The sequence below is a fragment of the Deinococcus marmoris DSM 12784 genome, assembly GCF_000701405.1.
Lineage (GTDB): Bacteria > Deinococcota > Deinococci > Deinococcales > Deinococcaceae > Deinococcus > Deinococcus marmoris.
The window spans coordinates 1-22,674 of the sequence record NZ_JNIV01000024.1; the positions used below are offsets into that span (position 1 = coordinate 1).

Consider the following 22,674-nt stretch of genomic DNA (forward strand, 5'->3'; position numbering starts at 1 on the left):
CGTCCTGATTTCATCAGGATGCTCACTCATTTTGAGCGTCTTGCCGGGATGGCCACGTTGCCCGCCAGAAGAGCGGTTGCTCTTCTGGCGCTCACTCTTGGGGACCCACGGTTTGTCCTGGCTGGGCGGTTGGCTAGAAGTTCGGCTTGTGGCGGCAAGGCGAGCTTCCAGGGTCAGCAATCGCAGTTCAAGCTCGTCAAGGCGAGCTTGAAGGATCAGGCAATTGGGGCAAAGAGCGTTCTTGATGCGCCTACTCTATCTGATTCCACTCCGCAAGTCCCCCTGCTGAGTAGTTACATTACTTTTACTTCACCCGCACTTGCTATAGCCGCACGCCTGGCACTTCAAACATCCTTCTTCCCGAATCACCGCCCGTTCCTCGCAGACGGGGCAGCGTTCGCGGGTTGCACTGTCCATGCTGTCCACGCTGACGCCGCTGCCTCCGGCCAGGGGCGGCAGGCCAGCCGCTTCCTGCACGGCGATCTGCCCGGCGGCCATGTCCTTCTGAAAGGTTTCCAACGCCACGGCGATCAGGTCTGCCTTGCTGCCCACCAGCCGCCCGTTGTAGCTGCCGTACAGCCCGCCGTTGATGCCGCGCAGGGTCTTGATCAGCGCCTGCGCCGGAACGCCGTGCTGGAGGGCAATGGACACCACGCGCCCCAGCGCCTCGCTGTCGGCGTTGGCCTCGTCGCCCGCGCGCCCGCTGATGACCATGACCTCCACCGGCTTGCCGTTCAGGTGGTTGACCGTGACCAGAAACGAGCGCCGATGCCCGCTGGTGGGATCGGTCAGCTTGACCATGTCGGTGATGCCGGAGAGGCGGGCGGGGCGCTCGTACTGCGGCTTCGCCGCTGATGGTTGATGGTTGATGGTTGATGGAACGGCGGGCTGGGGCTGTTTTCCATCCACCATCACCCTTTGACCATCAACGTTTTCGCCCATAACTGCGGCGGCGGCCTGCGCGGGGGCGTCCTCGGTCTTCTTTTCCTTGCTGGTACTCAGCACCTGAAACTGGCGCGAGCCGTCGCGGTAGACCGTGATGCCCTTGCAGCCGGTGCGGTACGCCTCGCTGTAGGCGTCCTGCACGTCCTGCACGGTGGCGTCGTTGGGCAGGTTGATGGTCTTGGACAGGCTGTTGCCCGCAAAGCCGTCGGCGTCGAAGGCCCGCTGCACCGTGCCCTGCATCCGCACATGGTCCTGCGGCGCGATGTCGTGGGCGCACACGAAGACCTGCTGGAGCGCGTCGGGGATAAAGGGCAGGCCCACCACACTGCCGTGGTTCTCGCTGACGGCTTCCGTGACCTTGTCCCAGTCCCAGCCGCCGTCCTTCTCAACACCGTCTGGGGCGGGGTAGGTTTCCAGCAACTCCACGAAGAGGGGGGCCAGCAGCGCCCGGTACTCGCTGCCGATCTTGCGCCAGATAAAGGGCGAGAAGACGGGTTCAATGCCGGAGCTGACGCCCATAAGCATGGAGGTGGTGCCGGTGGGCGCGACGGTCAGCACGGCCACGTTGCGTCGGGGCGCGTGCGGCATCCTGTCCTCGTTGCGGGTGAAGACCGGGTAAACGCCGCGCTCGGCTCCCAGGCGTTCGCTCTCGGCAATGGCCTCCTCGCGCAGCGCCGACATGATTTCCATGATGGTCTCGCGGCCCGCCTCGTTGTCGTAGCGCAATCCCAGCTTGATCAGGGCGTCGGCCAGACCCATCACGCCCAGGCCCAGGCGGCGCAGGTCCTGACTGGCGACGCGGTTGTCCTCCAGCGCAAAGACGTTCACGTCCAGCACGTCATCCAGGAAGCGCACGCAGGTACGGACATCGGTGCGGAAAGTGGCGTAGTCGAAGCTGCTGTTGTGAACGTAGGCGGCGAGGTTAATGGCCCCCAGATCGCAGGGTTCCCCGATGGTCAACGGTATTTCACCGCAAGGATTGGTGCTGCGAATCTCGTAGCGCTCGCCCAGGTTCTTGAGGGCGCTGAATTCGTTCACGCGGTCATTGAAGATCAGGCCGGGTTCACCGGTACTCCAGGCGTGCTGAGCGATCTGGTCCCACAGCCACGCGGCGGGAATGCCGCTCTGGGCGCTCTTGCCTTTGCCGACTGAGTAAATAGGCACGCCGCGCGCTCCGTCTGCATCGCGGTCTGGCAGTTCGGGGAACTGGCCGTCGAACGTGCCCTCCTGCGGCGCAAGGTAATACTTGCCCGGCACTTCCTGCGCGGTCATGGGCCACACGCCGCCCGCTTGCAACGTGTCCCAGAACTTCTCCGTGATCAGGATGGAGATGTTGAAAGTGCTGATATCCCCCTCGGATGCCTCGCGGTCCAGATCCTTGGCAGTCAGGAAATCCAGCACGTCCGCGTGCGCGATGGAGATGGTCGCCATGCCAGCACCGCGCCGCGTTCCGCCCTGCCTGACCACGCGCAAGACGGGCGCGTACACGAAGCGCAGCGTGTTGATCGGCCCCGCATCCTCCGCACCCCGGTTGGCCCACTCCAGAAAGTTGTCGAAAATCTCCATCAGGAACGACACCGGGCCGCTACTGGTGCCCCCCGAACCCTTGATCGGCGCACCCTCGGCACGCATTTCGGAGAGGTCCAGGCGGGGTTCCAGATTCAGCTTGGCGTCCTCGGCCACCTTGCGGGCCGCGTCCACGATGCCGCCCATGTCGTCGGGGACGCTCTGCACGCCCTCGGGCAACGCGCGCACGATCTGCACGCCGTTCTGCCGGGCCAGCGCCACCAGCTCCGGCGCAATGGCCTGACCGTAGACCACGCGCGTCCAGTTACGCACCGCCACCGGCTGCTTGTCGCCGTCCGGCTGGGTGGGCGGGCGCATCAGGCCCTGGATAAAGTCGGTCACGTCGGCATGGACAGCGGCCATGTAGACCCAGCCGCGCACGCCCGCGTCGGGACGGCTGCCCTCGGCGCGGGGGCGGTACACGTCCAGATTCACGCCGTTGCCGCCGCCCACTTTGGTCACCAGCGCCAGTTTCTTGGCGACTTCCATCACGCCCTCAAAGGAGGCGGGTTCGTGTTCCGTCGCGCCCTGCACGAAGCAGTTCAGGACGTTGCCGTGCTGCGTCCCCGCTCCTGCCAGTACGCGTCCGCCGGGGCAGAATTTCTTGCCCGCCATCAGGTCGTAATACTTCTGCGCCCAGGCCAGCCGCGCCTCCGGGGCCTCCGCACCCGCCACCCAGTTCGCGATCCGCCGGAACATCCCACCGATATCGCCGTCGCTGGGTTGCAAATACTGGCGTTTGGCGATGTGCTGGGCGTTGTCGTCGAAAGTGGTCAGCGGCTGGGCATCGAGGATGGTCATGGTGAAACTCCTTGGAATGGGGACGGGTGAGAAACGAACGGCAGCAGACGCCCTCCCCTCCCCGTGGGGCGGCGAGTTTGTGGGGAGCTAAGGACTCAGATGAGTATGCGGTGTCCGGCTAGGGCCTGACTGTACCACTGGCCCCAGGCGGGTACAAGGGCTTGTACGTGAGGTCTGAATGTTATACAAGATACGGCGCTTCTCATGATTTTACAGTGCAGTGCAAAAGAGCTGTGACACACGCTGAAATGACGCTTTATTCACGTTACCCTCGTCAGGTAGAGCCGGGGAGAAGTCCAGGCAGGCTCAGCCGTATTCCTCCGCCTTGGCGTCCCGTTCCATCAGGCTGGCGATCCCGGCATCCAGGGTCCACTCGCCCGAGGCCACCCGCGCCACCGCCCGCACGATGGGCAGGTCATGACCGTGCGCGGTGGCCCAGGCGTCCAGCAGACCCGCTGTCCGCAGACCCTCCACCACCTGTCCGCCGTGGCTGGGATGCTGACCGCGCGCGATGGCCTCCCCCGCCGCACGGTTGCGGCTGAGGGGACTGGTGGCGGTGGCAAACAGATCGCCCAGCCCACTCAGGCCATACACGGTGTCCTCCTGCGCGCCCAGGGCCAGCAGGTAACGCCGCATCTCGCGCAGGCCACGGGTGATCAGGGCGGCCTTGGCGTTGTCGCCCAGCTCCAGCCCGTCCACCAGACCCGCCGCCAGGGCCATCACGTTCTTGAGGACGCCGCCCAGTTCCACGCCCACCTCATCGCTGCTGGTGTACACGCGCAGGGCCGGGGACATCAGGGCCGACTGCACCGCCAGGGCTAGAGCCTGATCGGTGCTGGCCACCACCGTGGCGGCAGGCAACCCCCGCCCAATCTCCGAGGCGAGGTTGGGACCGCTCAGAACGGCGACGCGTGCAAAACCTATCTGCCGGGCCAGAACGCTCAGTTGCCCCCCATCCGGCGCGAGGCCCTTGGCGCACAGCACCACACCCAATGCACGCGGAAGCTGTTCGAGGAGCGGCGGCACCCCTACGCTGGGAACGACGATCAGGGCGAAGTCGGCACCCCGCACGGCCTCTTCTAAATTAGAGGTGAGGCGAATCGAGTCAGGTAATGTCACACCCGGCAGATAGTCGGCATTCACGCGCTTCTGTTGCAGTTCGGCCACCAGCTCAGGCCGCCGCGCCCATAGGGTCACGTCCTTACCGTTGCGCGCAGCACCCACCGCCAGCGCCGTTCCCCAGCCACCCGCACCCAGTATGGGGAGGGCGTTCACGCCTCTGCCCAGGCGAAGACCCACACACGCGGCACGTCGGGCATGGGCGGGGCGTAATCGGGGTATTCCACGATTTCCCAGCGGGCGAAGCCTGTGGCCTGCAATGGCCCTTCCAGATCGGCGGGATCGTAGCCGCGTTCGCGGTGGGTTTCCACGAACGCGCGCAGCTCGCCGTCCTCTTCTATGCGGCAGAACGCCTGCACCACGCCCAGATCGGCCCCAGCGTCGTGGTGGTGGGACCAGTGGTAATGCACCTCGCCGCCGCCGGGCAGCGGGGCCAGCCCCTCGATGGCGTCGCCCTCCCACAGCTCGCGCACGCCCAGACGGGTGTTCACGTCGAAGGCCAGCAGACCGCCCGGCTTCAGGTGCGCCCGCGCCCGCTTCAGGGCCGCTGCCAGGTCTTCAAGACTCAGCAGGTTGTTCAGGCTGTCGAAAACGCAGGTGATCAGGTCAAAGCGTCCTGGCAGGGCAAAGGTCCGCAGATCACCCGCCACGAACTCTATCTCCGGCTGCCGCGCCCGTGCCTCGCGCAGCATGTCCTCGCTGCCGTCCAGACCGGTGACGCGCAGGCCCGCCGCTGTCAGCTCGCGCGTGAAACCCCCGGTGCCGCAGGCGAGGTCCAGGGCCGCCGCATCTGCCAGTTCCAGCCCGCCGTCACGGGCATAGGTCAACACGAAATCGGCCCAGTGGTCATACTCCACGTCTGCCATGATCGCGTCGTACACGGCGGCGAGGGCGGTAAACGGTGGGCGCTGCATGGGGGGGAGTATAGAGGCGGCCCACGGTCCAGATGCCCCCCTGCATCAAGGCCGCGTCAGGTTTCCGGCGCAAATCCGCCCTGCGTGAGCCAGCCATGAGCTGAGCGGGAAGGCTTTTGCCGTAGCCACACCCGCCCCTTCCGGCTACGGTAGGGGGATCAACTCTGTATCCCATCCCACTGGAGGTCCACACATGAACAAGTTTCTGATTCCCCTCGCCCTCGGCACCCTCACCCTCAGCGCCTGCACCCTGGCAGGCAACCCCACCAAGAAGGACGTGACGGGCCAGATTCGCGGCTTCGCGGCCAACCAGAATCTGGGCCTGGCCCTCGTGGGCTTCAACGACGGCAAGTACACTGCCGACGGCACCGAGAGCCAGGTCATCGACAAGTTCCTGAGCGGCGGCTTCGCGCTGGACCTGCCCAGCAACGTGCCCTTCGGCACCTACCGCGTGATCGTGTTCCGCGACGCCAACAGCAACAACCGTTATGACGCGGGCGACACCGTGCTGAGCAAGGACAACGGCAAGCGGCTGGCTCTGGCCCAGAGCGACAACCAGTTTGTCGCCGGAACCAAGAAGGGCTGGAATCTGGTCAGCCCAGACGGAAACGTGCAGACCACCGTGCTGAACAATTACGATCTGGACGCGCAGTAAGCCTGATGCGGTAAGCCCCACGCAGCAAGCGTCGGCAGTACTGAAACGGGGAGGCCACGCGCCTCCCTTTTTTCATGCCCTCAGCAAGTGCTCCAGTTCTCCTCGCCGCACCTGCAATTCATCCTCTGCGACAACCGCCTCGTCCGTTTCCACCTGCATATCGCCCAGTGGCACCCAACTCACGCAGCCCAGCAGGTCCGGCGTCTCGGTCAATGTCAGCGGCGCACGCAGCGGACGCACCCGCAGCAGCAGGGCGTGAATCCAGGGGCGATTGCGGTAATGGAACCGCCGTTCGATGGCACCAGCGGTCAGCGCCTGCAAGGGTTCCAGACGTAGGGCAGCCTCCAGCGATTCCACCTTCTGCACGGCCAGCACTTCTGCCAACGCGGGCAGCACGATCTGACCGGGCGCAGGGTCCGGGCGGAGCAGTGGCAGATAAGCGGGCTGCAACTCAGCGGCGTTCTGGTGCAGGAAGGTGGGGTACAGCAAAAACTGGCGATGTTCGACTTCAAAGCCGTTGTGCGTTTCCATGATGCCGCCTTTGCGGAGCAGCAGCGACAGGCGGCCTGTGGTCAGGAGTTGGCACTGGGCGTCCCATTCTTTGAGGGCACTGAGCGGCTGGGACGGGGGATTGTGGGGATGGGTCATGGGGAGAGGGTAACGTGGGTAGAGTTGCGGAACGTCCCCGAAGTAAGGGTGAGCCGGATCCCTCACTTTTTAAGCGAACATCCCGTTTCAAATTAACCCCCCCCCTACAAACGCAAACCGCCCCAGCCTGCGCGTGGGCGATTGGAGTGGAGAGCAAGAGGAGAGACGTGCGGCAAGATGATTTAGATGTGAGATCAGGCGATTATATCTTCAGTTGGTCGTAGATATGAGCGCATAGCCATCATGTTTAAATTCTTTCCCCGTAGAGCTGACTGCCGTCGTCACGTAAGAGTTTCGATTGGCGTCAATAGCGATACTCGAACTCGCAACAGCAGGAGGTTTGGTTAATTGAGCGTCGCTCAAAACAGGATCTTCACAACTGGTAGGTGAAACATCAATTTTTCCGCTAATAGGATCTCTTATAGATTCGATAGCAAGAATGCAGTTGCGAAGATAAGCGGTGGTTGCACCATCATTCGCCCTGTCTCGAGCAGCACGCAGATTAGGCAAAAGAACTACAATCAAAACACCCAGAATGGCAATGACAATGAGTAGCTCAATCAGAGTAAATCCCGATGTGTGTGCTTTCATAAATACCTTTGGTAGCTAAAAAAACAAGCCCGCGCCGAACTAGCGGCGCGGGCTTGTTCAAGTTGCTTTAAGGAGCAGGGGTGCCGAGAGCGCCAGCCTTGATTTCTTTACCGTCGAAGCTAAACACCTTGCTCGTGATGCTGGTGACGGAGGCAGTGTAGCTGTCGGTGGCAGGCGTGGTCGTGTAAACCGAGCTAGTCACAGCAGCGGGCTTGGTCAGAGCAGCCTTGTCGAGCGTCGTAGCTGTATTGGACTCGCAAGTGCCAGAGGCGGGCAGAACCTGGGTTACAGAGTTGCGAGACGTTTCGATGGCGGTAATGCAGTTACGCAAGTAGCTCTGTGCAGCGCTATCGTTGGCGCGGTTGCGCGCAGCCAGCAGGTTAGGAATCAAAACCGCAGCCAGAATCCCGATGATGGCGATGACGATGAGCAGTTCGATCAGGGTGAAGCCTTGGGTGCTGTTCTTCATGGTGGTTCTCCTTGTGCGCTTCGGCCTACCGGATAATTTATATATGGGTCCGGCCCGCCTACTTATGGCTTGCAGGTTCGGGTGTCTCCCGTCCTTGCTTGGCTACAGATTAACGGGAAGTTTCTTACAGGATTCTTTCGCAATTGCGGGTAGGGCAACCATTCAGACAGACGTATCATCAGACCGTATTGCCCGTGCAGGCACACGTTTCCACTCTTGTAACGTCCAGAATAATATTTGTCAGAAACGAGTGGACGGACCCTCCCCCGGCGGCGCGTGGGTGCTATGCTGCTTCTCAGTTCAGCCGGACTCCGGTCTGGCGAATGGGACCGCCCATCCGTCCCCACCCCGTATTTTCACCGCGTGTGCCGCGCGCCTCCGCTTTGTGGGGACAGCGCTGGCCGGCACGACCGGGCAAAGGAGACACGATTTTGGAACTCACGCCGCGCGTTCCGCCGCACAGCAACGACGCCGAGATTAGCGTGCTGGGCAGCGTATTGCTGGACAACGACACCATGAGCAGCCTGGGCGACACGGTGTCCCCCGAGATGTTTTACCGCGAGGGCCACCGCAAGATCTTTACCGCCATGCGGGACTTGCAGGAGCGCGGCGAGCCGGTTGATCTGGTGACGCTTAGCGAGGACTTACGCAGCAAGGGCACGCTGGACGAGGTAGGCGGGCTGACCTACCTGATCGGCCTGTCGGATCAGGTGCCCACCGCCGCCTACGCCGAGCATTACGCGCGCATCGTGCAGGAAAAGCACACGCTGCGGATGCTGATCAGCGCATCGGGCAAGGCCATGCAACTGGCCTACGACGCGCAACTCCCACTGGAAGACCTGCTGGACCGCGCCGAGAAGATGATCTTCGAGGTAGCCGAGCAAAAGAAAAAGGGCGAGCAGTATCAGGCGATGGGCGAGGTGGTCCACGACACCTTTGAATACATCACGCTATTGCACGCCAACAAGGGCATTCCCGACGGCGTGAGCAGCGGCTTCAAAGATCTGGACGAGCAGATTTCGGGCTTGCAGAAGGGCAGCTTGAACGTGCTGGCGGCGCGGCCCTCGATGGGAAAAACGGCCTTTGCCCTCTCCATCGCTCAGAACGTCGCCTTACGCGGCGAGAAAACCGTGGCGGTGTTCAGTCTGGAAATGCCCAGCGTGCAACTGGCCCTGCGGATGCTGTGTTCGGAGGCCCGCGTGGACATGAACCGCATCCGCAGCGGGCAGCTCAACGAACGCGATTTCGAGCGGCTGGCGCACGCGGCGGGGCGTCTGGCCGAGGCTCCGATGGTGATCGACGACGAGCCGGACCTGACCCTGAACGGCCTGCGCTCCAAGCTGCGGCGCATGGCCGCGCAGCACGGGCAACTGGGATTGGTGGTGGTGGACTACCTGCAACTGATGTCGGGGGGCAAGAGCAGCGGCGGCAGCGACAACCGCCAGCAGGAAATCAGCATGATCTCGCGCGGTCTCAAGAGTCTGGCGCGTGAGATGGAAGTGCCGATCATGGTTCTGAGTCAGCTCAGCCGCGCTGTTGAACAGAGGCCCAACCACAGACCGATGCTCAGCGATTTGCGGGAATCCGGGGCCATCGAGCAGGACGCCGACATCGTGATGTTCATCTACCGCGACGAGTATTACAACAAAGAAACCGATCAGCAAGGTATTGCCGAGATCATCATCGGCAAGCAGCGCAACGGGCCGGTGGGCACGGTCAAGCTGCAATTCCACAGCTCGCACGTCCGTTTCAATGACCTCGCGCCGGAGGGCGTGTAATGACCGGCGACGGCGGGGGCAAGAACGCGGCGGCGGGCGGACAGCGCAGGCGGCGGCGGCGGCGCACGCCCAGCAACACGCAAGGACCGGGGCAGGTCACCAACACGGTGGCGGTGCCTGTGCCCGCTCCGCCCAGCAAGCGCGGGCAAAAGCGTGTGGTGGAGGGGCCGCGTATCGCCGTGGGCTGCATCGTGCTGCGCGGCGACGAGATTCTGCTGGTGCGCGAGCGCGGGCGCTGGTCCCTGCCCAAGGGCGGCCTGGAGGGCGGCGAGCTGATCCAGGACGGCGCACGCCGCGAGACCTTCGAGGAAACCGGACTGGTGGTGGAACTGCGCGATCTGGCCTTTATGGTGGAATTCAAGGCGCAGACCTGGGGCCACCACCTGCAATTCTTCTACACCGGGCGCGAGGTCAGCGGCAAGCTGGAGCCGCGCGACCCGGACCGCGACGTGCAGGAGGCCCGGTTTGTGCCGATCCGGCAACTGCGCGAGTTCATCCGCTTCCGCCCGCGCCTGGTGGCGCTGGAAACCTGGCTGCGCGAACGCCGCCCGCGCCACTTCGTGTTCAATCTGGACCAGGAACCCGCCATGCTCCGCAAGCGCCGCCGCGTAGGTGAAGGCGGCGTGAGCGTCATTGAGCCGGAATTCAGCGACGAGCCGGATTTGTAGGCTGGCGCGGACGTCAAAAATCACCCTGAGCATGGACAGGCGAGTCCAGCTCAGGGTGTCTTTCTGTGCCGATGCTCCCCTTCAGGCCAGCACGTCAGGCCACGTTGCCGCCGCGTATTCCGGTCCTGACTGTGATCGGTCCGGTGGCCGAGAAATTCTCCATCAGAAAGAGGCAGGCGTGGGCCGGGTCCTCGGCATAGAGTTGATCGCGTTGCCACAGGGCGGCGCTGTCCTGCAAGGCGGGCGGACCGCTGACCGACATCTGTCCTGCTGTCATCTGTCCCACCGCCATCTGCCCCACGGGCGTCTGTCCCAGCGGCTCTCTCCCCGGCAGGGACGTCGAGGCCAGGATTTCGTCAATGGGAGCGGCGTCTACGTGGAAGACCACCGAAATGAAATCACAACTGTACTGGCGGCGGTAACGGTCACACAGGCCGGTGACCATCGAGCGCGTCAGGTGATCGCTGTCCTGGCCCTCCTTCTGGTAGGCCTGAATGGAAAAATCGTCGGCCTCGTACCGTAGCGCTTCCAGGTTGAACTGGCAGTCGATGATGCTCAGCAACTTGCGGACCTCGTACAGATAGGAGGCGTGAATCACGTTGAAGGCACCCATGACCTTGCCATACAGCGATTCGGCAGGGCGCAGCAGGCCGTCAAGGACGTGTTCGCCCGCCAGCGTCGCCAGGAACACGTAATCGGGCAGCTCCTGCTCGAAAAACGACTGGACCGCCTCCTGACTCCGCAGATCGAGATCCTCGGCGCTGCGGGTGATGATGTTCCAATAGCCCAGCTCTTCGAGCTTGCGGCACACCACCGCGCCGATCAGGCTGTCATGTCCCGCCACATAAATTTTGGCATCTACTGGAATTCCCATTCTCATCGTTGGCCCCACCCCGCGCCCCGCGTTTCGCCGCCCCTGGCCCACGGCCAGAAACGGTTGTGCCAGAAGACAGGTTGGTCCTGTCCCGGCGTACATGACAGTCTCTGCCGCGCAGGTCCTGCAACGGACCTGTCACGGAAGAACCACCCTGATATGGACAGTGTCGCTGGGGCGGCGTTACTGCGGCGCTAATACTCCGGGGGCAGTGAGAGGCGGGGAACGACCAGTGGCACAGGCCGCTTCAGAAAGCAGGCCAGCGCTTTCACGGCTTCCGGCCAGTGCTGGGTGATCGGTGCCGGATGGTCAGTGCCGGGTGGTCAGGGACCTGGGCAGAGGATGGGCGTCCTGATTGCCCTCCACGCCCGGACGTTCGGGGGCAGCCGTCAGCGGCAGGATGGACTGCCCGTTCAGGCTGAGTTCACCGATGGTCAGGGCCAGATCCAGCGCGCGCACCTGAAGGTCCAGCCGCCCGGCAGCCTGACCCGCCAAGTTGAAGTGCAGTTCATGCTCCATCCAGCCGCCCAGGGTCACGTCCGCGCCCACCTGCTGGCGCTGGCCTTCCTCGGTGTAGTCGCCGGGTGAGTCGGGGGTCAACACCTGCGCGGCGTCCGCCCCGGGAACGCTGAAGCGCAGCGGAAAGGCCATCTGACCCGGCCCCAGTTCATGTCCGGCGTGAAAGACGTCCAGCCGCCAGACCAGCCTCAGGGTCAGGGTTGGAGTGCCGCGCAGATTCGCAGGAACCGGCAGATGGACCCGCAGGGTGTGCGGATGGCCGTAGCGCCCCTGACTCAGGATGCTCAGCCATCCCCCCTGCTCCCAGGACAGCAGGTAGCCCTGCCAGGACACGGCGGGACGGGCGCTGACGGGCCGCCGCCGGGGTTCGGGAACCGGGGGAGCGGGCAGTGCGATCAGGCCCGGGGCCGACAGCACCTGCGCCGCCCTGATCTGACCAGATGTCACAGGCTGAAGCGGGCGCAGCAGCGGGCTACCTGCGGGCAGGCGGGAGCGGTAGGCCACGCGCAGACGTTCGGCGTCTGCGTCGGCCCCCGCGCGCTCGGCGTAATACAGCGCCAGACCCGGCTGGGTAGCCTCCAGTTCTGCCGCCAGATGACGCCGCAATTCCTGCCGTTCGGTCTGGGGCAACTGTCCCGACAGTGCGGTCCGCAGACCCTCGGCGCGGAAGCGGTAACACGGCTCGCTGGGAGCCACGTCGCCTACCGGGCTGAAAGCAGGCCACGACAGGGCGCTGGCCGGTTCAGTCTCTACCAGGGCGCGGCGTTCCAGGGCCTCGCGCAGCAGCGCCGCCGGGGTCATGCCGCGCCGCGCCGCTTCTGGGAAAGACCCGGCCAGCCCGAAGCTGAAATCGCCCTGAATCACGCTCAGGCTGCTCAGGGCGGCGCGCAGGGGCGCAGGCCAGCCATCGATCTCGCCCAGATACGTCTCGCGCATGGCGCTGGGCAGGTGTCCAGCGGGAGGCAGACGGCCCGCACCTTCCCCCTGCTCCGGTTCGTTTTCCTGCAATAGCGAGAGCAGATGCAGGGCGTTGCCTCCGCTGCGCTGCACCAGCACGGCGGCCCGCGCGTGCAGATCGGCGTCGCCCCAGCCGGAACTGCCCCGGTACGCACCTTGCGCCCCCAGCGCCTGCACCACGCTACCCGGAGACAGCGGCGCGACTTCCAGCACCAGCGCCTGCGCCACCGCAGCCTGTGCCCCCGAGGACTGCGCCACTGAAGACTGCACCGTGCTGAAGCGCCGCAGCAGCGCGCGGCACAGCGGGGCCTGGGACGGCGGCGTGCGGCTGAGCATCACCAGCGCGCGGGGAGCCGCCGACGGGACATTCAGCAAAAATTCAAGCACCGAGGCCAGTTCCACCGGGCCGTTGTGGGCGTGATCCAGCACAATCGCCAGCGGACGCGACACGGTGGCCAGCACAGTGGCCACCTTGACCACATCCTCTTCCAAGCTGCCGGGACGAAGCAGCACCCCTTGCAGGGTCTGAACACTGGTGGACTGGTTGCCAGACGGCTCAGAATGCCCGGCGTCCGGGGATGCTGGCTGTTCGCCGTCTGCGCCCCCGGCCAGCGTGGGGAAGAACGGGTGGGCCAGCAGCGCCTGGGCCAGCGTCGCCACGATCAGGCGGCCCGCCCGGCTGTTGCTGATTTGCAGGCTCAGCCAGCCGCTCTCGGTCAGGGCACGCCCGGCCTCGTGGGACTTGCCGCTGCCGGTGGGTCCATGCAGGACCAGCACCTGCGGCGCGTGGGCGGCACGTTTCAAGCTTTCGCGAAGTGCGGCCTCGCGCTCCGGGACGCGGAAATGCAGCGGGCCGTCGGTCACAGGAGTGTCCAGATCGGGCCGCCCGGTGCTGGGGGGGGCCGGGACGGGCAGGGGGACAGACAGCGCAGCCGGGAGGCCAGCCGCCATTTCCGGCAGCTCCAGCCCGGCGTCGGCGTCCGCCATCAGGAATTCGCCGGGGTGAGTAAAGCCCAGCGCCTCGGCCCGCGCGGCGATGGCGCGGGTGCCCCAGCCCTTGCCCGCGCGCTGAAACTGGCGGTAGGCCCGCGCCAGCACCTCCTCGGTCTGCTCGGTCAGCACCCAGCGCTGATGATCGGTCCATTCCTGAAAGGCCGGACTGCCCAGGTCCTCCAGACCGCTCAGGGGGACCCCCCGCAGGGTGGACAGCCACTGCGCCAGCCCCGCCTGATCCAGACCGCCGCCCAGTTGCGACAACCAGCCGCTCAGGTCCGTCTCGACGTTTTCCAGATACAGCAACTGGCGGCTCAGCGGAAACAGATTCAGCCCGGCAGAGCGAATCCGCGCCAGCTCGACGCGCAGGTTCTTGCGGGCCTCGGGGGTGTTCCACAGCAGATCGGCCAGCCGCTCACGGTGCTGGGGCAGCTTCTCGATGGTCAGGTACGTGATCAGCGCCACGGCCTTGGCCGACAGCGGCACCGGGCGGTTGTTGTAGGTCACGTGCGCGTGTCCCAGCAGATGTACGGTGAGCATAGCTAAACTCCGTGCGGGCGGGCGAAGGGGGGCGGGCGGGGACAGAATTCTGGTCATCCCCGAAAGAACTGGTGTTCATTCACGGCCAGGGCAGCCCTATTCTGCGGTGCAGGATACCCCGGTGTGGCCATTTCGTGTTAAATTCTTCTCATTTGCCGTCAGCCTGCAATCAGTTTGAAACCCATCTGTCTGCGGAACGCTGACATGTGGGGAAAAGACCCGTCCCCCACACTGAAACCCAGAATAGACAATGGGATATGCCAGAGAACTTACAGCCCGTGTTTACGGTTCTGAAACGCCGCGCCGTGCAGGCTGAAGAACAGACCGGAGGGACGTCCCCAGAACGGGGTCTGCCCTCTGGAAGAGTGGCTGATAGATCTCTGGAAGATTGGCTGACCTATAAAAAGTGGCAGGATGGAAGACACCACGAGTGCAGTCGAGAGTGGCCGGAGTAGCGGCTGGGGCCGAGACGCCGCACGAAGGAAGACCTTATGAAGAAAGCATTGATCACGGGCATCACCGGGCAGGACGGCAGTTACCTCAGCGAGCTGCTGCTGGACAAGGGATATGAGGTTCACGGCGTGATCCGCCGCGCCAGCACCTTCAACACCGAGCGCATCGATCACCTGTACAACGATCCGCACGACCCGGACGCCCGTCTGTTCCTGCATTACGGCGATCTGGCCGACGCCTCGGGCATCCGGGCGCTGCTGGAAAAGGTGCAGCCCCAGGAGGTCTACAACCTGGGCGCGCAGTCGCATGTGAAGGTCAGTTACGATCAGGCCGAGTACACCGCCGACGTAACCGGACTGGGCGCATTACGCCTGCTGGAAGCCATCCGCGACGTGGGCGGGCGCACCGGCAACCCCATGCGCTTCTATCAGGCGTCCAGCAGCGAGATGTTCGGCGCGGCGGCCCCGCCACAGGGCCTGCACACCCCATTTCATCCGCGCAGCCCCTACGCGGTGGCCAAGGTCTACGCGTACTGGCAGACCGTCAACCACCGCGAGGCATATGACCTGTACGCCTGCAACGGCATCCTCTTTAATCACGAAAGCCCCCGGCGCGGCGAGACCTTCGTGACGCGCAAGATCACCCGCGCGGTGGGCCGGATCAAGATGGGCCTGCAAAAGAAGCTGTACCTGGGCAACCTGGAAGCCAAGCGCGACTGGGGCCACGCCCGCGACTACGTGGAAGCCATGTGGATGATGCTCCAGCAGGACGCCCCGCGCGACTACTGCATCGCCACGGGCGAGGCCTACAGCGTGCGCGAGTTCGCCGAGCGTTCCTTCGCTCTGGCCGGGCTGAAGGCCGAGGACTACGTGGAGATCGATCCGCGTTACTTCCGCCCCGCCGAGGTGGATTACCTGCTGGGCGACGCCACCGAGACCCGCGAGAAGCTGGGCTGGACGCCCAAGACCACCTTTGAGGAACTGGTCCGCGAGATGGTGGAGCATGACCTGGAACTGGCCCGTCAGGAGAAGACCCTGCGCGACGCCGGGCACAGCGTGGCCCTGAAAGGCATGGGCGCGTTCTGATGCAGCCCGCCGCAACGCAAGCGAATGTCATGCGCCCCGGTGACCGCATTTACGTGGCCGGTCACGGCGGTCTGGTGGGCGGCGCGCTGGTCCGCGCCCTGAAAGCCGAGGGCCACACCAACATCATCACGCGTGGCAGCCGCGAGCTGGACCTGCGCGACCAAGCGGCGGTGCGGGCCTTTTTCGAGGGGGAGCGCCCGCAGTACGTCTTTCTGGCGGCGGCCAAGGTGGGTGGCATCCACGCCAACAGCACCCGCCCCGCCGAGTTCCTGTACGACAACATGATGATCGCGGCCAACGTGATCCACGCGGCCCACGTCACGGGTGTGACCAAACTGCTGAACCTGGGGTCCACCTGCATCTACCCGCGCGACGCGGCGCAGCCCCTGCGCGAGGACGCCCTGCTGACCGGCCCGCTGGAAGACACCAACCGCGCCTACGCGGTGGCCAAGATCGCGGCCATCGAGCTGTGTGACCAGTACCGCGCCCAGTACGGCTCGGACTTCATCTCGGCCATGCCCACCAATCTGTACGGGCCAGGGGACAACTTCGATCTGATGGGCAGCCATGTGTTGCCCGCACTCATCCGCAAGATGGTGGACGCCCGCGAGACCCACTCCCCCACGGTCAGCATCTGGGGCAGCGGCACCCCCCTGCGCGAGTTCCTGCATGTGGACGATCTGGCCGACGCCTGTCTGTTCCTGATGCGCCATGTTTCCGAGCCAGGGCCGATCAACGTGGGCACCGGCCAGGACCTGAGCATCCGCGAGGTGGCCGAGCAGATCCGGGCCGTGGTGGGCTATCCCGGCGAACTGGCCTTCGACGCCAGCAAGCCCGACGGCACGCCGCGCAAGATCACGGATGTCAGCCGCATTCACGCGATGGGCTGGCACCACCGCATCTCGCTGGAAGACGGCCTGCGCAGCACCGTGGAGTGGTATCTGGCCCACCGGGGTCAGGTGCGCGGTGAGGCGCTGGTGGGGGCCGGAATTGGGACGGGCACAGCCCTGGCGTAACAGCGCTGACATCACAGCAAGAGAGAGGGGCATGGTACGCAAACCACGCCCCTCTTCTTGTTGTGCTTTTACTTAACGAGACCGAGCTTCTTGACCTCGTCGCGTTCCTCGGTCAGTTCCTGCGCGGTGGCGTCCATCTTGCCCCGGCTGAAGTCGGAGACGTCCAGACCCTGCACGATCTCGTATTTGCCGCCGCTGCACTTGACGGGAAAGCCGTAGATCAGCCCCTCCGGCACGCCGTAGCTGCCGTCACTAGGGATGCCCATGCTGACCCACTGGCCCTCGGGGGTGCCCAGCGCCCAGTCGCGCATGTGGTCGATGGCCGCACTGGCCGCACTCGCTGCGCTGCTGGCCCCACGCGCCTCGATGATGGCCGCGCCGCGCTTGGCGACGGTGGGAATGTACTGGGTTTCGTACCAGTCACGGTCCACCAGATCCAGGGCAGGTTTGCCGTCCACAGTGGCCTGGCTCAGGTCCGGGTACTGGGTGCTGGAGTGGTTGCCCCAGATGGTCAGATTCTGGATGGCGGTGACAGGCTTACCGGTCTTCTCGGCCAGTTGCGAGACGGCGCGGTTGTGGTCCAGGCGGACCATCGCCGTGAACTGTCCGGGGTCCAGATCGGGGGCGTTCTGCTGGGCGATCAGGGCGTTGGTGTTGGCGGGGTTGCCCACCACCAGCACCTTGACGTCCCGGCTGGCCACCCTGTTCAGCGCCTCGCCCTGCGGCTTGAAGATGCCGCCGTTGGCCGACAGCAGATCGCCGCGTTCCATGCCCGCCTTGCGCGGCATCGCGCCCACCAGCAGGGCGTAGTCGGCGTCCTTGAAGGCTACATTGGGATCGTCACTGGTCACGATGTCGGCCAGCAACGGGAAGGCGCAGTCACGCAGTTCCATCACGACGCCTTGCAGCGCTTTGAGGGCCGGGGTGACTTCCAGCAGTTGCAGAATGACGGGCTGGTCCTTGCCCAGCATGTCGCCGGACGCGATGCGAAACAGCAGGCTGTAGCCGATCTGGCCCGCTGCGCCAGTGACCGCCACACGGATGGGTTCATTGTTCGCCATAAAAATTCCTCCTGGGGTTGATTGTGTTCAGCCCACCATAACGCGGCGGGGGCTGGGGCGGGGCGGGGTGTTTCTTCAGGGCGGACAGGGGCGAGGATTGAAGGTCTGAATGATTTCGTCTCCCTCCCGGTTTTTAGACGCGGCAGTCGCGAAGTCCGGTTAAGGGGCTGCCACGCCCGTTTGACCCCTCCGGCCCTTCGGGCCACCTCCCCTCAAAAGGGAGGCAAGAGTTGCGGAATTGCCGGGCTATGACGGGTTTCCTGGCTCCCTTTTGAGAGGAACTGGCTGCGAAGCAGACTGAGGGGTTTCCCTTCAGCGTGACGCATATTTACCTCTCAAACTGACCTCGCCCTCAGATCCATAGACCAACCTCAGATTGGCGCGTCCTCCTCAAACCTCGGCTCGCGCTTCTCGCGCAGGCTGCTCAGGCCCTCTTTCACGTCGGGGCCAGTGAAGCCCAGGAATTCCAGGGCGAGGCTGGCATCAAAGGTGGGTCCCATCGCGCGGAGCCAGTTGTTCAGGGCGTACTTGGTCCAGCGAATCGCGGTGGGGCTGCCCGCAGCCAGTTTGCGGGCCACCTTCCACGAGCGGTCCAGCAGTTCGTCATCTGGCACGCACAGGCTGACCAGACCGATGCGCTCGGCTTCCTCGCCGGAGACGGGTTCGCCGGTCAGCAGGTGGTACTTGGCCTTGTTCAGCCCGCACAGCAGCGGCCAGATGATGGCGGCGTGATCGCCTGCCGCCACACCCAGGCGCACATGGCCGTCCAGAATGCGCGCCGTTTTCGCGGCCACGCTCACGTCCGCCAGCAGGGCCACGGCCAGCCCCGCGCCGACGCAGGGGCCGTGGATGGCGCTGACGATGGGCTTGCCGCAGTTGACGACGTTGTAGACCAGATCGCGCGCCTCGCGCCACACGCGGGCCAGGGCCGTGAAGTCGTTGCTCATTTCCTCAATTAGCGTGAAATCCCCGCCCGACGAGAAACCGCGCCCCTCGCCCCGGATCAGCACGCAGCGCACGCCCGCCGCCGCGTCAATGTCGCGCCAGACCTGCGTTAGCGCGCGGTGGGCCTCGGCGTTGACGCTGTTCAGCGTTTTCTCGGAGCGGATCACGATTTCCAGGATGCCGCTGCCGCTCTCGGTCAGGTCATGGGCTTCGAGGTGCAGACCGGGATACGCGCCGGGGACGCACAATTGTTCCAGATTCACGGCTGCTCCAGATTCATGGGTTGTGAGGTCATGGCCCGAGGCTAGCTCAGGCGGAGGCGGTTTTTCGCCAGCCCAGCAGGCCCACCACCCCTGCCAGCGCCATGCTGCCCGTCACCAGCAGCACCACCGAGGGCCAGCCTCCACCCTCGTAGGCATGCCCGGCCAGCACGCTGGCGGCGGCAGCCCCACCGTAATACGCCATGTGATACAGCCCCGAGGCCAGACTGCGCGCCCGCGTGACCTCGCGCTGCACGGCGGCCAGGGCAGCGGACTGGGCCAGAAAGACGCCACAGGCCCCTGCCGCCACCCCCACGATGATCAGGGGGAGCGGCGCGGCCAGCGTGAGCAGCAGCCCCACCAGACTGGCCCCCACCGCCGTCAACAGCGCGATTCTGGGACCACGCAAAGCCAGCAGCGGCCCGGCAATCGGGGTGATGACCACGCCCAGCAGGTAGACGGCAAAGATCAACCCGGTCTGGGCGGTGTTCAGAAAATACGGTCCCGACGCCAGCCGCAGCGTCAGCGTATTGAACAGCCCCACCAGCGTGAACAGGATCAGAAACCCCACCGCGCACGTCGCCAGCAGCGCGGGATTTCGCAGATGGGCACTCAGGTTTTCCAGCACGCCGCGCACATTCCTTTGCGGGGTGAAATGCTGTTCAGCGGGCAACCCGGCGCGGGCCAGAAAAAATCCGGCCAGCGAGGCCACCGCCAGCAGCCAGAACGCCGCGTGCCAGCCCCAGCGCACCGCCACCAGCCCGGCCAGAAAACGGCCCAGAAAGCCGCCCAGCACCGTGCCCGTCACGTACATGGTCAGCGCACGGGCGCGTCCGGTGGGCGGGACTTCCTCGGCGATCAGGGCGTTCAGGGCCACCATCACGCCGGGAATCAGCAATCCCTGAGCAAAGCGGGCCGCATTCAGAGTCGCCAGGGTGGGGGCAGACACCGCCAGCACCGCCGGAACCGTCAGCAGCGCGAAGGCCCAGATCACCACGCCCCGGCGGCCCAACGCATCGGCCAGCACGCCCACCAGCGGGGAAGCCAGGGCCATCGCCAGCGTCGTCGCGCCAATCACGAAGCCGATCTGCGCCGCGTCCGCGCTGAACTCCTGCGCCAGCACGGGCAGCAGACTTTGCGGCGCGTAGACGTTCAGGAAGACCAGCGTTCCCAGCGCCGCAAAAAGAAAAGGATGTGGCGGCCCAGCCCGGACGCTCAAGGCAGGCCGACGAGGCCCGTTTCGTTGACCCAGGCGGTCCCCACGCCCAGCGCCTCGGCCATTACCGGGTCCGGGGTGCCGGTCAGGCCAGGAAAGATCAGGGTGGGGCGGGCGTCCAGACCCACCCCCCCGGTCTCGTCCAGCCGCACCAGCACAGCGCCGAACGCCCAGTCAGATGCCCACAGCCGCTTGACCGCTTGCAGGGCCGCCGTGCCGGGGGGCATGACCTGGGCCTCCTCCGTGGACAGCAGCCCCGGACGGCGCACATGCACCGCGCCTCTGGTCAACCCAGCGTTGCCCAGCGCCCGGTAAAAAATCTGCACCGCGTCGTCCATCAGAAAACTGGTGCGGATCAGGGCCTCGGCCCGCGCGGTCAGGTCCTCCAGCACGTCCTCATCCACACGTCTGGGGTTGATCGGGGCAAACAGACGGCCCAGTTGTTCGGGCAAGTTGACGCTACGGTAAAAGGCTTCCTCAAATTCGGGCGGCACCAGCATGCCGCGCACATCCTGCGCCGCCAGCCGCACCACTTCCGCGCCCACTCGGTCTGCGCCGCGCCGCGCGGCTTCTTCAAAGGTCAGCATGACGGGCAGGCTAAAGCATTCCTGCCCGCGTTGCTGTCGCCTGGACCTTGGCTTACAGCGTCGCTGCCGAGAGGTTGCGGTGGGTGGGCGTCAGGAACACGGTGCCCTGACCGCTGATCATGAACACCAGTCCCTCGCCGCTTCGCATGGCGTTGCGGAGGCCGCGCACCAGCGGGCGCAGTTCCACGTTTAGCGAGGCGCTGTACATCAGCATCAGGTCGCCGTCCACGATCAGGCTGTCATTGCCGCTGAGTTCAATCACCTCTACTTCCGAGACCGGAACCGGGGATTCCACCACGAAGATGCCCTTGCCCGACAGCTTGGGCTGGCGCAGCCCGTTGCCCGACAGCGCCCCGGCAATGGAGTTGTGGGTGTGCGTGCCCAGTTGCATGGTGTCCTGGGCCATGTAGAACGCCTTGTCGTCCAGAATCATGTCGTCGCCCTTCGCGCCGCTGGATTCCGCGATGATAAAGTGCTTGCGCGTCGGCTCGGTCCAGACCTTGCCCTGTCCGGTAAAGCGCGTGGCAAAGGCGCTCTCCCCGGTGCCTGCGGTGGCGATGGCCCGGCTCAGAAAGCCGCCCTTGGCCTGCTGCTCCACCTTGGCCTGAATGTTGCCGTGGCTGTACTGGAACGCGCCCGGCTCAATGAGGACGCCGGAGCCGTGAAGCTGGGCCTCCACGGTAAAGCGTCCGTCCATCTGGCGCGTCTCTTCCAGCTCACCACTGGCAGACGCCGAGTAGCGGGTCACATGGGTCAGCGCGTGAACGCGGAAGGTAATGCCGTCGCCTTTCTGCTCCTGCACAAGCTGCATATGGGTCATGCGTCAAGTGTAATACAAACTTCTATTGTGGAATGTGGGAGGCCGCCTGCTCCGCAGATAGACCGTCTGGAACTGACCTGTCAGCCGTGAGAGGAGACGCTAGGGTGCGGCCATGAACGCGCCTGTTCCCACCTCTCCCCCGGCAGCGGTGGCCGCCCGCCACGTCACCTCCAGCGGTACGCGGGTCTACACGCTGACCGTGCCCGCCTTCCCACACTTCGCCGCCAACGTGTTTTTCGTGGTGCGGGGCGAGGCTGCCAGACCTGAATACGCTGCTCTGATAGACACCGGAGGCAGCCACGAGGCCAGCACCGCCGCCCTGGAAGCTGGGCTGGACGCCATTCGCACTGAATACGGCGAGGCGGTGGCCTGGGACACCCTCAGCCGCGTGATCATCACGCACCCGCACCCGGACCATGTGGCGGGCCTGCCGTTCGTTCGCAGCCGGACAGATGCCCCCGTCGCCGCGTACGAATGGGCCATTCCCACCATGCAGAACCCGGCAGGCAATCCAGTCACCCGGCAGGCCGACATGGAAGACCACATCCGCTGGCTGGGGCTGACTGGCGGGGGAACGGAAGCCGAGTACGCCGAACGCCTGCGCCGCCGCGCCCGCAACAGCATGCTGTCCGAAGCGGTTGAAGTTCAGACTGTCTTACATGACGGCGACGTGCTGGACGACATCTTCACGGTTATCCACACCCCCGGCCACGAGGGTTCACAGGTCTGCCTGCGCGTGGACGATCTGCTGCTCAGCGCCGATCATCTGCTGCCACGCAATTCGCCGCCGCTGATGCCGGAGCGCTTTCAGCGGGGCGCGGGGCTGGGGCATTATCTGAAATCTCTGGACCGCATTGAGGCGCTGGAGGGCGTGACGGTGGCGCTGGGTGGACACGACGGCCCCATGCAGGACTGGAAGGGGCGCATCCAGAACCTGCGCGAGCGCTACGACGACAAGTTGCGTGCCGTGCTGGACGCTGCCGCCGCACCGATTACCATCCATGACCTGACCCACGCGCTGCATCCCCGTTTGAGGGCCATTCAGGCCATCCTGCTGCTGGACCAGACGGCGGCGCTGGCAGAGTATCTGGTGGCGCGGGGCGATCTGGTGGAAACGCGGCGGGAAGATGCGGCGGCTTTATTTGTGCAGGCGGCCCAGCCGTAGACTGACTTCACATCACGGTCAAAACAGGA

At 65.0% G+C, this 22,674-nt stretch carries 20 protein-coding genes; 6 read left to right on the top strand and 14 right to left on the bottom strand.

Going from position 1 to position 22,674, the window contains the following annotated elements:
• From Q319_RS28200 to Q319_RS0107520, 4 genes are all read right to left on the bottom strand, one after another.
• A partial coding sequence (locus tag Q319_RS28200; RefSeq protein WP_245619035.1) for a DUF6444 domain-containing protein occupies positions 1–219 on the bottom strand: 219 nt, incomplete at its 3' end.
• Positions 220–309: 90 nt separating this feature from the next.
• Positions 310–3,312, bottom strand: a complete 3,003-nt coding sequence (locus tag Q319_RS0107510) for an adenosylcobalamin-dependent ribonucleoside-diphosphate reductase (RefSeq protein WP_029481540.1) — start codon at positions 3,310–3,312, stop codon at positions 310–312.
• Between the two features lie 306 nt (positions 3,313–3,618).
• Positions 3,619–4,587, bottom strand: coding sequence for an NAD(P)H-dependent glycerol-3-phosphate dehydrogenase (locus Q319_RS0107515; RefSeq protein WP_081845936.1), 969 nt, complete (start codon positions 4,585–4,587; stop codon positions 3,619–3,621).
• The gene (locus Q319_RS0107520) at positions 4,584–5,345 is read right to left on the bottom strand and encodes a class I SAM-dependent methyltransferase (RefSeq protein ID WP_029481544.1); all 762 of its coding nucleotides are present in this window, start codon (positions 5,343–5,345) and stop codon (positions 4,584–4,586) included. Before Q319_RS0107520 ends, Q319_RS0107515 begins: the two co-directional genes overlap by 4 nt.
• Before the next feature lie 193 nt (positions 5,346–5,538).
• On the opposite strand from Q319_RS0107520, the gene Q319_RS0107525 reads away from it, so the two are divergent.
• Positions 5,539–6,000, top strand: coding sequence for a hypothetical protein (locus tag Q319_RS0107525; protein WP_029481546.1), 462 nt, complete (start codon positions 5,539–5,541; stop codon positions 5,998–6,000).
• A 72-nt stretch (positions 6,001–6,072) separates the two neighbouring features.
• On the opposite strand, the gene Q319_RS0107530 is transcribed toward Q319_RS0107525, so the two are convergent.
• From Q319_RS0107530 to Q319_RS0107535, 3 genes are all read right to left on the bottom strand, one after another.
• Positions 6,073–6,648 carry a DUF1802 family protein gene (locus tag Q319_RS0107530; protein WP_029481548.1) on the bottom strand — a complete coding sequence of 192 codons (576 nt, stop codon included), beginning with the start codon at positions 6,646–6,648 and terminating at the stop codon, positions 6,073–6,075.
• 210 nt (positions 6,649–6,858) lie between these two features.
• Positions 6,859–7,239 (bottom strand): prepilin-type N-terminal cleavage/methylation domain-containing protein, encoded by a 381-nt coding sequence (locus tag Q319_RS26145; RefSeq protein WP_081845937.1) that lies wholly within the window; start codon positions 7,237–7,239, stop codon positions 6,859–6,861.
• Between the two features lie 67 nt (positions 7,240–7,306).
• Positions 7,307–7,708, bottom strand: a complete 402-nt coding sequence (locus Q319_RS0107535; RefSeq protein WP_029481550.1) for a type IV pilin protein — start codon at positions 7,706–7,708, stop codon at positions 7,307–7,309.
• Between the two features lie 431 nt (positions 7,709–8,139).
• On the opposite strand from Q319_RS0107535, the gene dnaB reads away from it, so the two are divergent.
• Together dnaB and Q319_RS0107545 are read left to right on the top strand one after the other, a co-directional pair.
• A complete protein-coding gene (gene dnaB, locus Q319_RS0107540; RefSeq protein WP_029481552.1) occupies positions 8,140–9,486 on the top strand; it encodes a replicative DNA helicase in 1,347 nt (448 codons plus the stop codon).
• Entirely contained in the window at positions 9,486–10,154 is a 669-nt protein-coding gene (locus Q319_RS0107545) for an NUDIX domain-containing protein (protein ID WP_029481554.1), read from the top strand. Before dnaB ends, Q319_RS0107545 begins: the two co-directional genes overlap by 1 nt.
• 94 nt (positions 10,155–10,248) lie before the next feature.
• On the opposite strand, the gene Q319_RS0107550 is transcribed toward Q319_RS0107545, so the two are convergent.
• Both Q319_RS0107550 and Q319_RS0107555 read right to left on the bottom strand, forming a co-directional pair.
• The gene (locus Q319_RS0107550; protein WP_029481556.1) at positions 10,249–11,028 is read right to left on the bottom strand and encodes an NAD-dependent epimerase/dehydratase family protein; all 780 of its coding nucleotides are present in this window, start codon (positions 11,026–11,028) and stop codon (positions 10,249–10,251) included.
• A 309-nt stretch (positions 11,029–11,337) separates the two neighbouring features.
• Positions 11,338–14,037: an AAA family ATPase gene (locus Q319_RS0107555; protein WP_051655193.1), complete on the bottom strand. Its 2,700-nt coding sequence runs from the start codon at positions 14,035–14,037 to the stop codon at positions 11,338–11,340.
• A gap of 491 nt (positions 14,038–14,528) precedes the next feature.
• Here Q319_RS0107555 and gmd point away from each other — a divergent pair, with 491 nt between their 5' ends.
• Positions 14,529–15,575, top strand: coding sequence for a GDP-mannose 4,6-dehydratase (gmd, locus tag Q319_RS0107560; RefSeq protein WP_029481561.1), 1,047 nt, complete (start codon positions 14,529–14,531; stop codon positions 15,573–15,575).
• On the top strand, positions 15,575–16,591 hold the full coding sequence (locus Q319_RS0107565; protein ID WP_281173829.1) for a GDP-L-fucose synthase family protein: 1,017 nt from the start codon (positions 15,575–15,577) through the stop codon (positions 16,589–16,591). Before gmd ends, Q319_RS0107565 begins: the two co-directional genes overlap by 1 nt.
• 68 nt (positions 16,592–16,659) lie before the next feature.
• Here the strand turns inward: Q319_RS0107565 and Q319_RS0107570 are convergent, their stop codons facing one another.
• The 5 genes from Q319_RS0107570 to Q319_RS0107590 form a co-directional block, all read right to left on the bottom strand.
• A complete protein-coding gene (locus Q319_RS0107570) occupies positions 16,660–17,652 on the bottom strand; it encodes a malate dehydrogenase (protein ID WP_029481565.1) in 993 nt (330 codons plus the stop codon).
• Between the two features lie 371 nt (positions 17,653–18,023).
• Positions 18,024–18,860, bottom strand: a complete 837-nt coding sequence (locus Q319_RS0107575) for an enoyl-CoA hydratase/isomerase family protein (protein ID WP_029481567.1) — start codon at positions 18,858–18,860, stop codon at positions 18,024–18,026.
• Positions 18,861–18,906: 46 nt separating this feature from the next.
• On the bottom strand, positions 18,907–20,076 hold the full coding sequence (locus tag Q319_RS0107580) for an MFS transporter (protein ID WP_029481569.1): 1,170 nt from the start codon (positions 20,074–20,076) through the stop codon (positions 18,907–18,909).
• Positions 20,073–20,660 carry a hypothetical protein gene (locus Q319_RS0107585; protein WP_029481571.1) on the bottom strand — a complete coding sequence of 196 codons (588 nt, stop codon included), beginning with the start codon at positions 20,658–20,660 and terminating at the stop codon, positions 20,073–20,075. The genes Q319_RS0107580 and Q319_RS0107585 overlap by 4 nt, the downstream gene beginning before the upstream one ends.
• A gap of 52 nt (positions 20,661–20,712) precedes the next feature.
• Positions 20,713–21,480 carry an AIM24 family protein gene (locus Q319_RS0107590; RefSeq protein ID WP_029481574.1) on the bottom strand — a complete coding sequence of 256 codons (768 nt, stop codon included), beginning with the start codon at positions 21,478–21,480 and terminating at the stop codon, positions 20,713–20,715.
• A 112-nt stretch (positions 21,481–21,592) separates the two neighbouring features.
• On the opposite strand from Q319_RS0107590, the gene Q319_RS0107595 reads away from it, so the two are divergent.
• Positions 21,593–22,645: an MBL fold metallo-hydrolase gene (locus Q319_RS0107595; RefSeq protein WP_029481576.1), complete on the top strand. Its 1,053-nt coding sequence runs from the start codon at positions 21,593–21,595 to the stop codon at positions 22,643–22,645.
• Positions 22,646–22,674: the final 29 nt, after the last annotated feature.

Bases quoted from the DNA above. Each gene is read 5' to 3' on its own strand.
- Q319_RS0107595 (WP_029481576.1), top strand. From the start codon at position 21,593: ATGAACGCGCCTGTTCCCACCTCTCCCCCGGCAGCGGTGGCCGCCCGC.
- Q319_RS0107545 (WP_029481554.1), top strand. From the start codon at position 9,486: ATGACCGGCGACGGCGGGGGCAAGAACGCGGCGGCGGGCGGACAGCGC.
- Q319_RS0107590 (WP_029481574.1), bottom strand. From the start codon at position 21,480: ATGACCCATATGCAGCTTGTGCAGGAGCAGAAAGGCGACGGCATTACC.
- Q319_RS26145 (WP_081845937.1), bottom strand. From the start codon at position 7,239: ATGAAAGCACACACATCGGGATTTACTCTGATTGAGCTACTCATTGTC.
- Q319_RS0107525 (WP_029481546.1), top strand. From the start codon at position 5,539: ATGAACAAGTTTCTGATTCCCCTCGCCCTCGGCACCCTCACCCTCAGC.
- Q319_RS0107570 (WP_029481565.1), bottom strand. From the start codon at position 17,652: ATGGCGAACAATGAACCCATCCGTGTGGCGGTCACTGGCGCAGCGGGC.
- Q319_RS0107535 (WP_029481550.1), bottom strand. From the start codon at position 7,708: ATGAAGAACAGCACCCAAGGCTTCACCCTGATCGAACTGCTCATCGTC.
- Q319_RS0107565 (WP_281173829.1), top strand. From the start codon at position 15,575: ATGCAGCCCGCCGCAACGCAAGCGAATGTCATGCGCCCCGGTGACCGC.
- Q319_RS0107530 (WP_029481548.1), bottom strand. From the start codon at position 6,648: ATGACCCATCCCCACAATCCCCCGTCCCAGCCGCTCAGTGCCCTCAAA.
- Q319_RS0107520 (WP_029481544.1), bottom strand. From the start codon at position 5,345: ATGCAGCGCCCACCGTTTACCGCCCTCGCCGCCGTGTACGACGCGATC.
- Q319_RS0107510 (WP_029481540.1), bottom strand. From the start codon at position 3,312: ATGACCATCCTCGATGCCCAGCCGCTGACCACTTTCGACGACAACGCC.
- Q319_RS0107585 (WP_029481571.1), bottom strand. From the start codon at position 20,660: ATGCTGACCTTTGAAGAAGCCGCGCGGCGCGGCGCAGACCGAGTGGGC.
- gmd (WP_029481561.1), top strand. From the start codon at position 14,529: ATGAAGAAAGCATTGATCACGGGCATCACCGGGCAGGACGGCAGTTAC.
- Q319_RS0107555 (WP_051655193.1), bottom strand. From the start codon at position 14,037: ATGCTCACCGTACATCTGCTGGGACACGCGCACGTGACCTACAACAAC.
- Q319_RS0107550 (WP_029481556.1), bottom strand. From the start codon at position 11,028: ATGGGAATTCCAGTAGATGCCAAAATTTATGTGGCGGGACATGACAGC.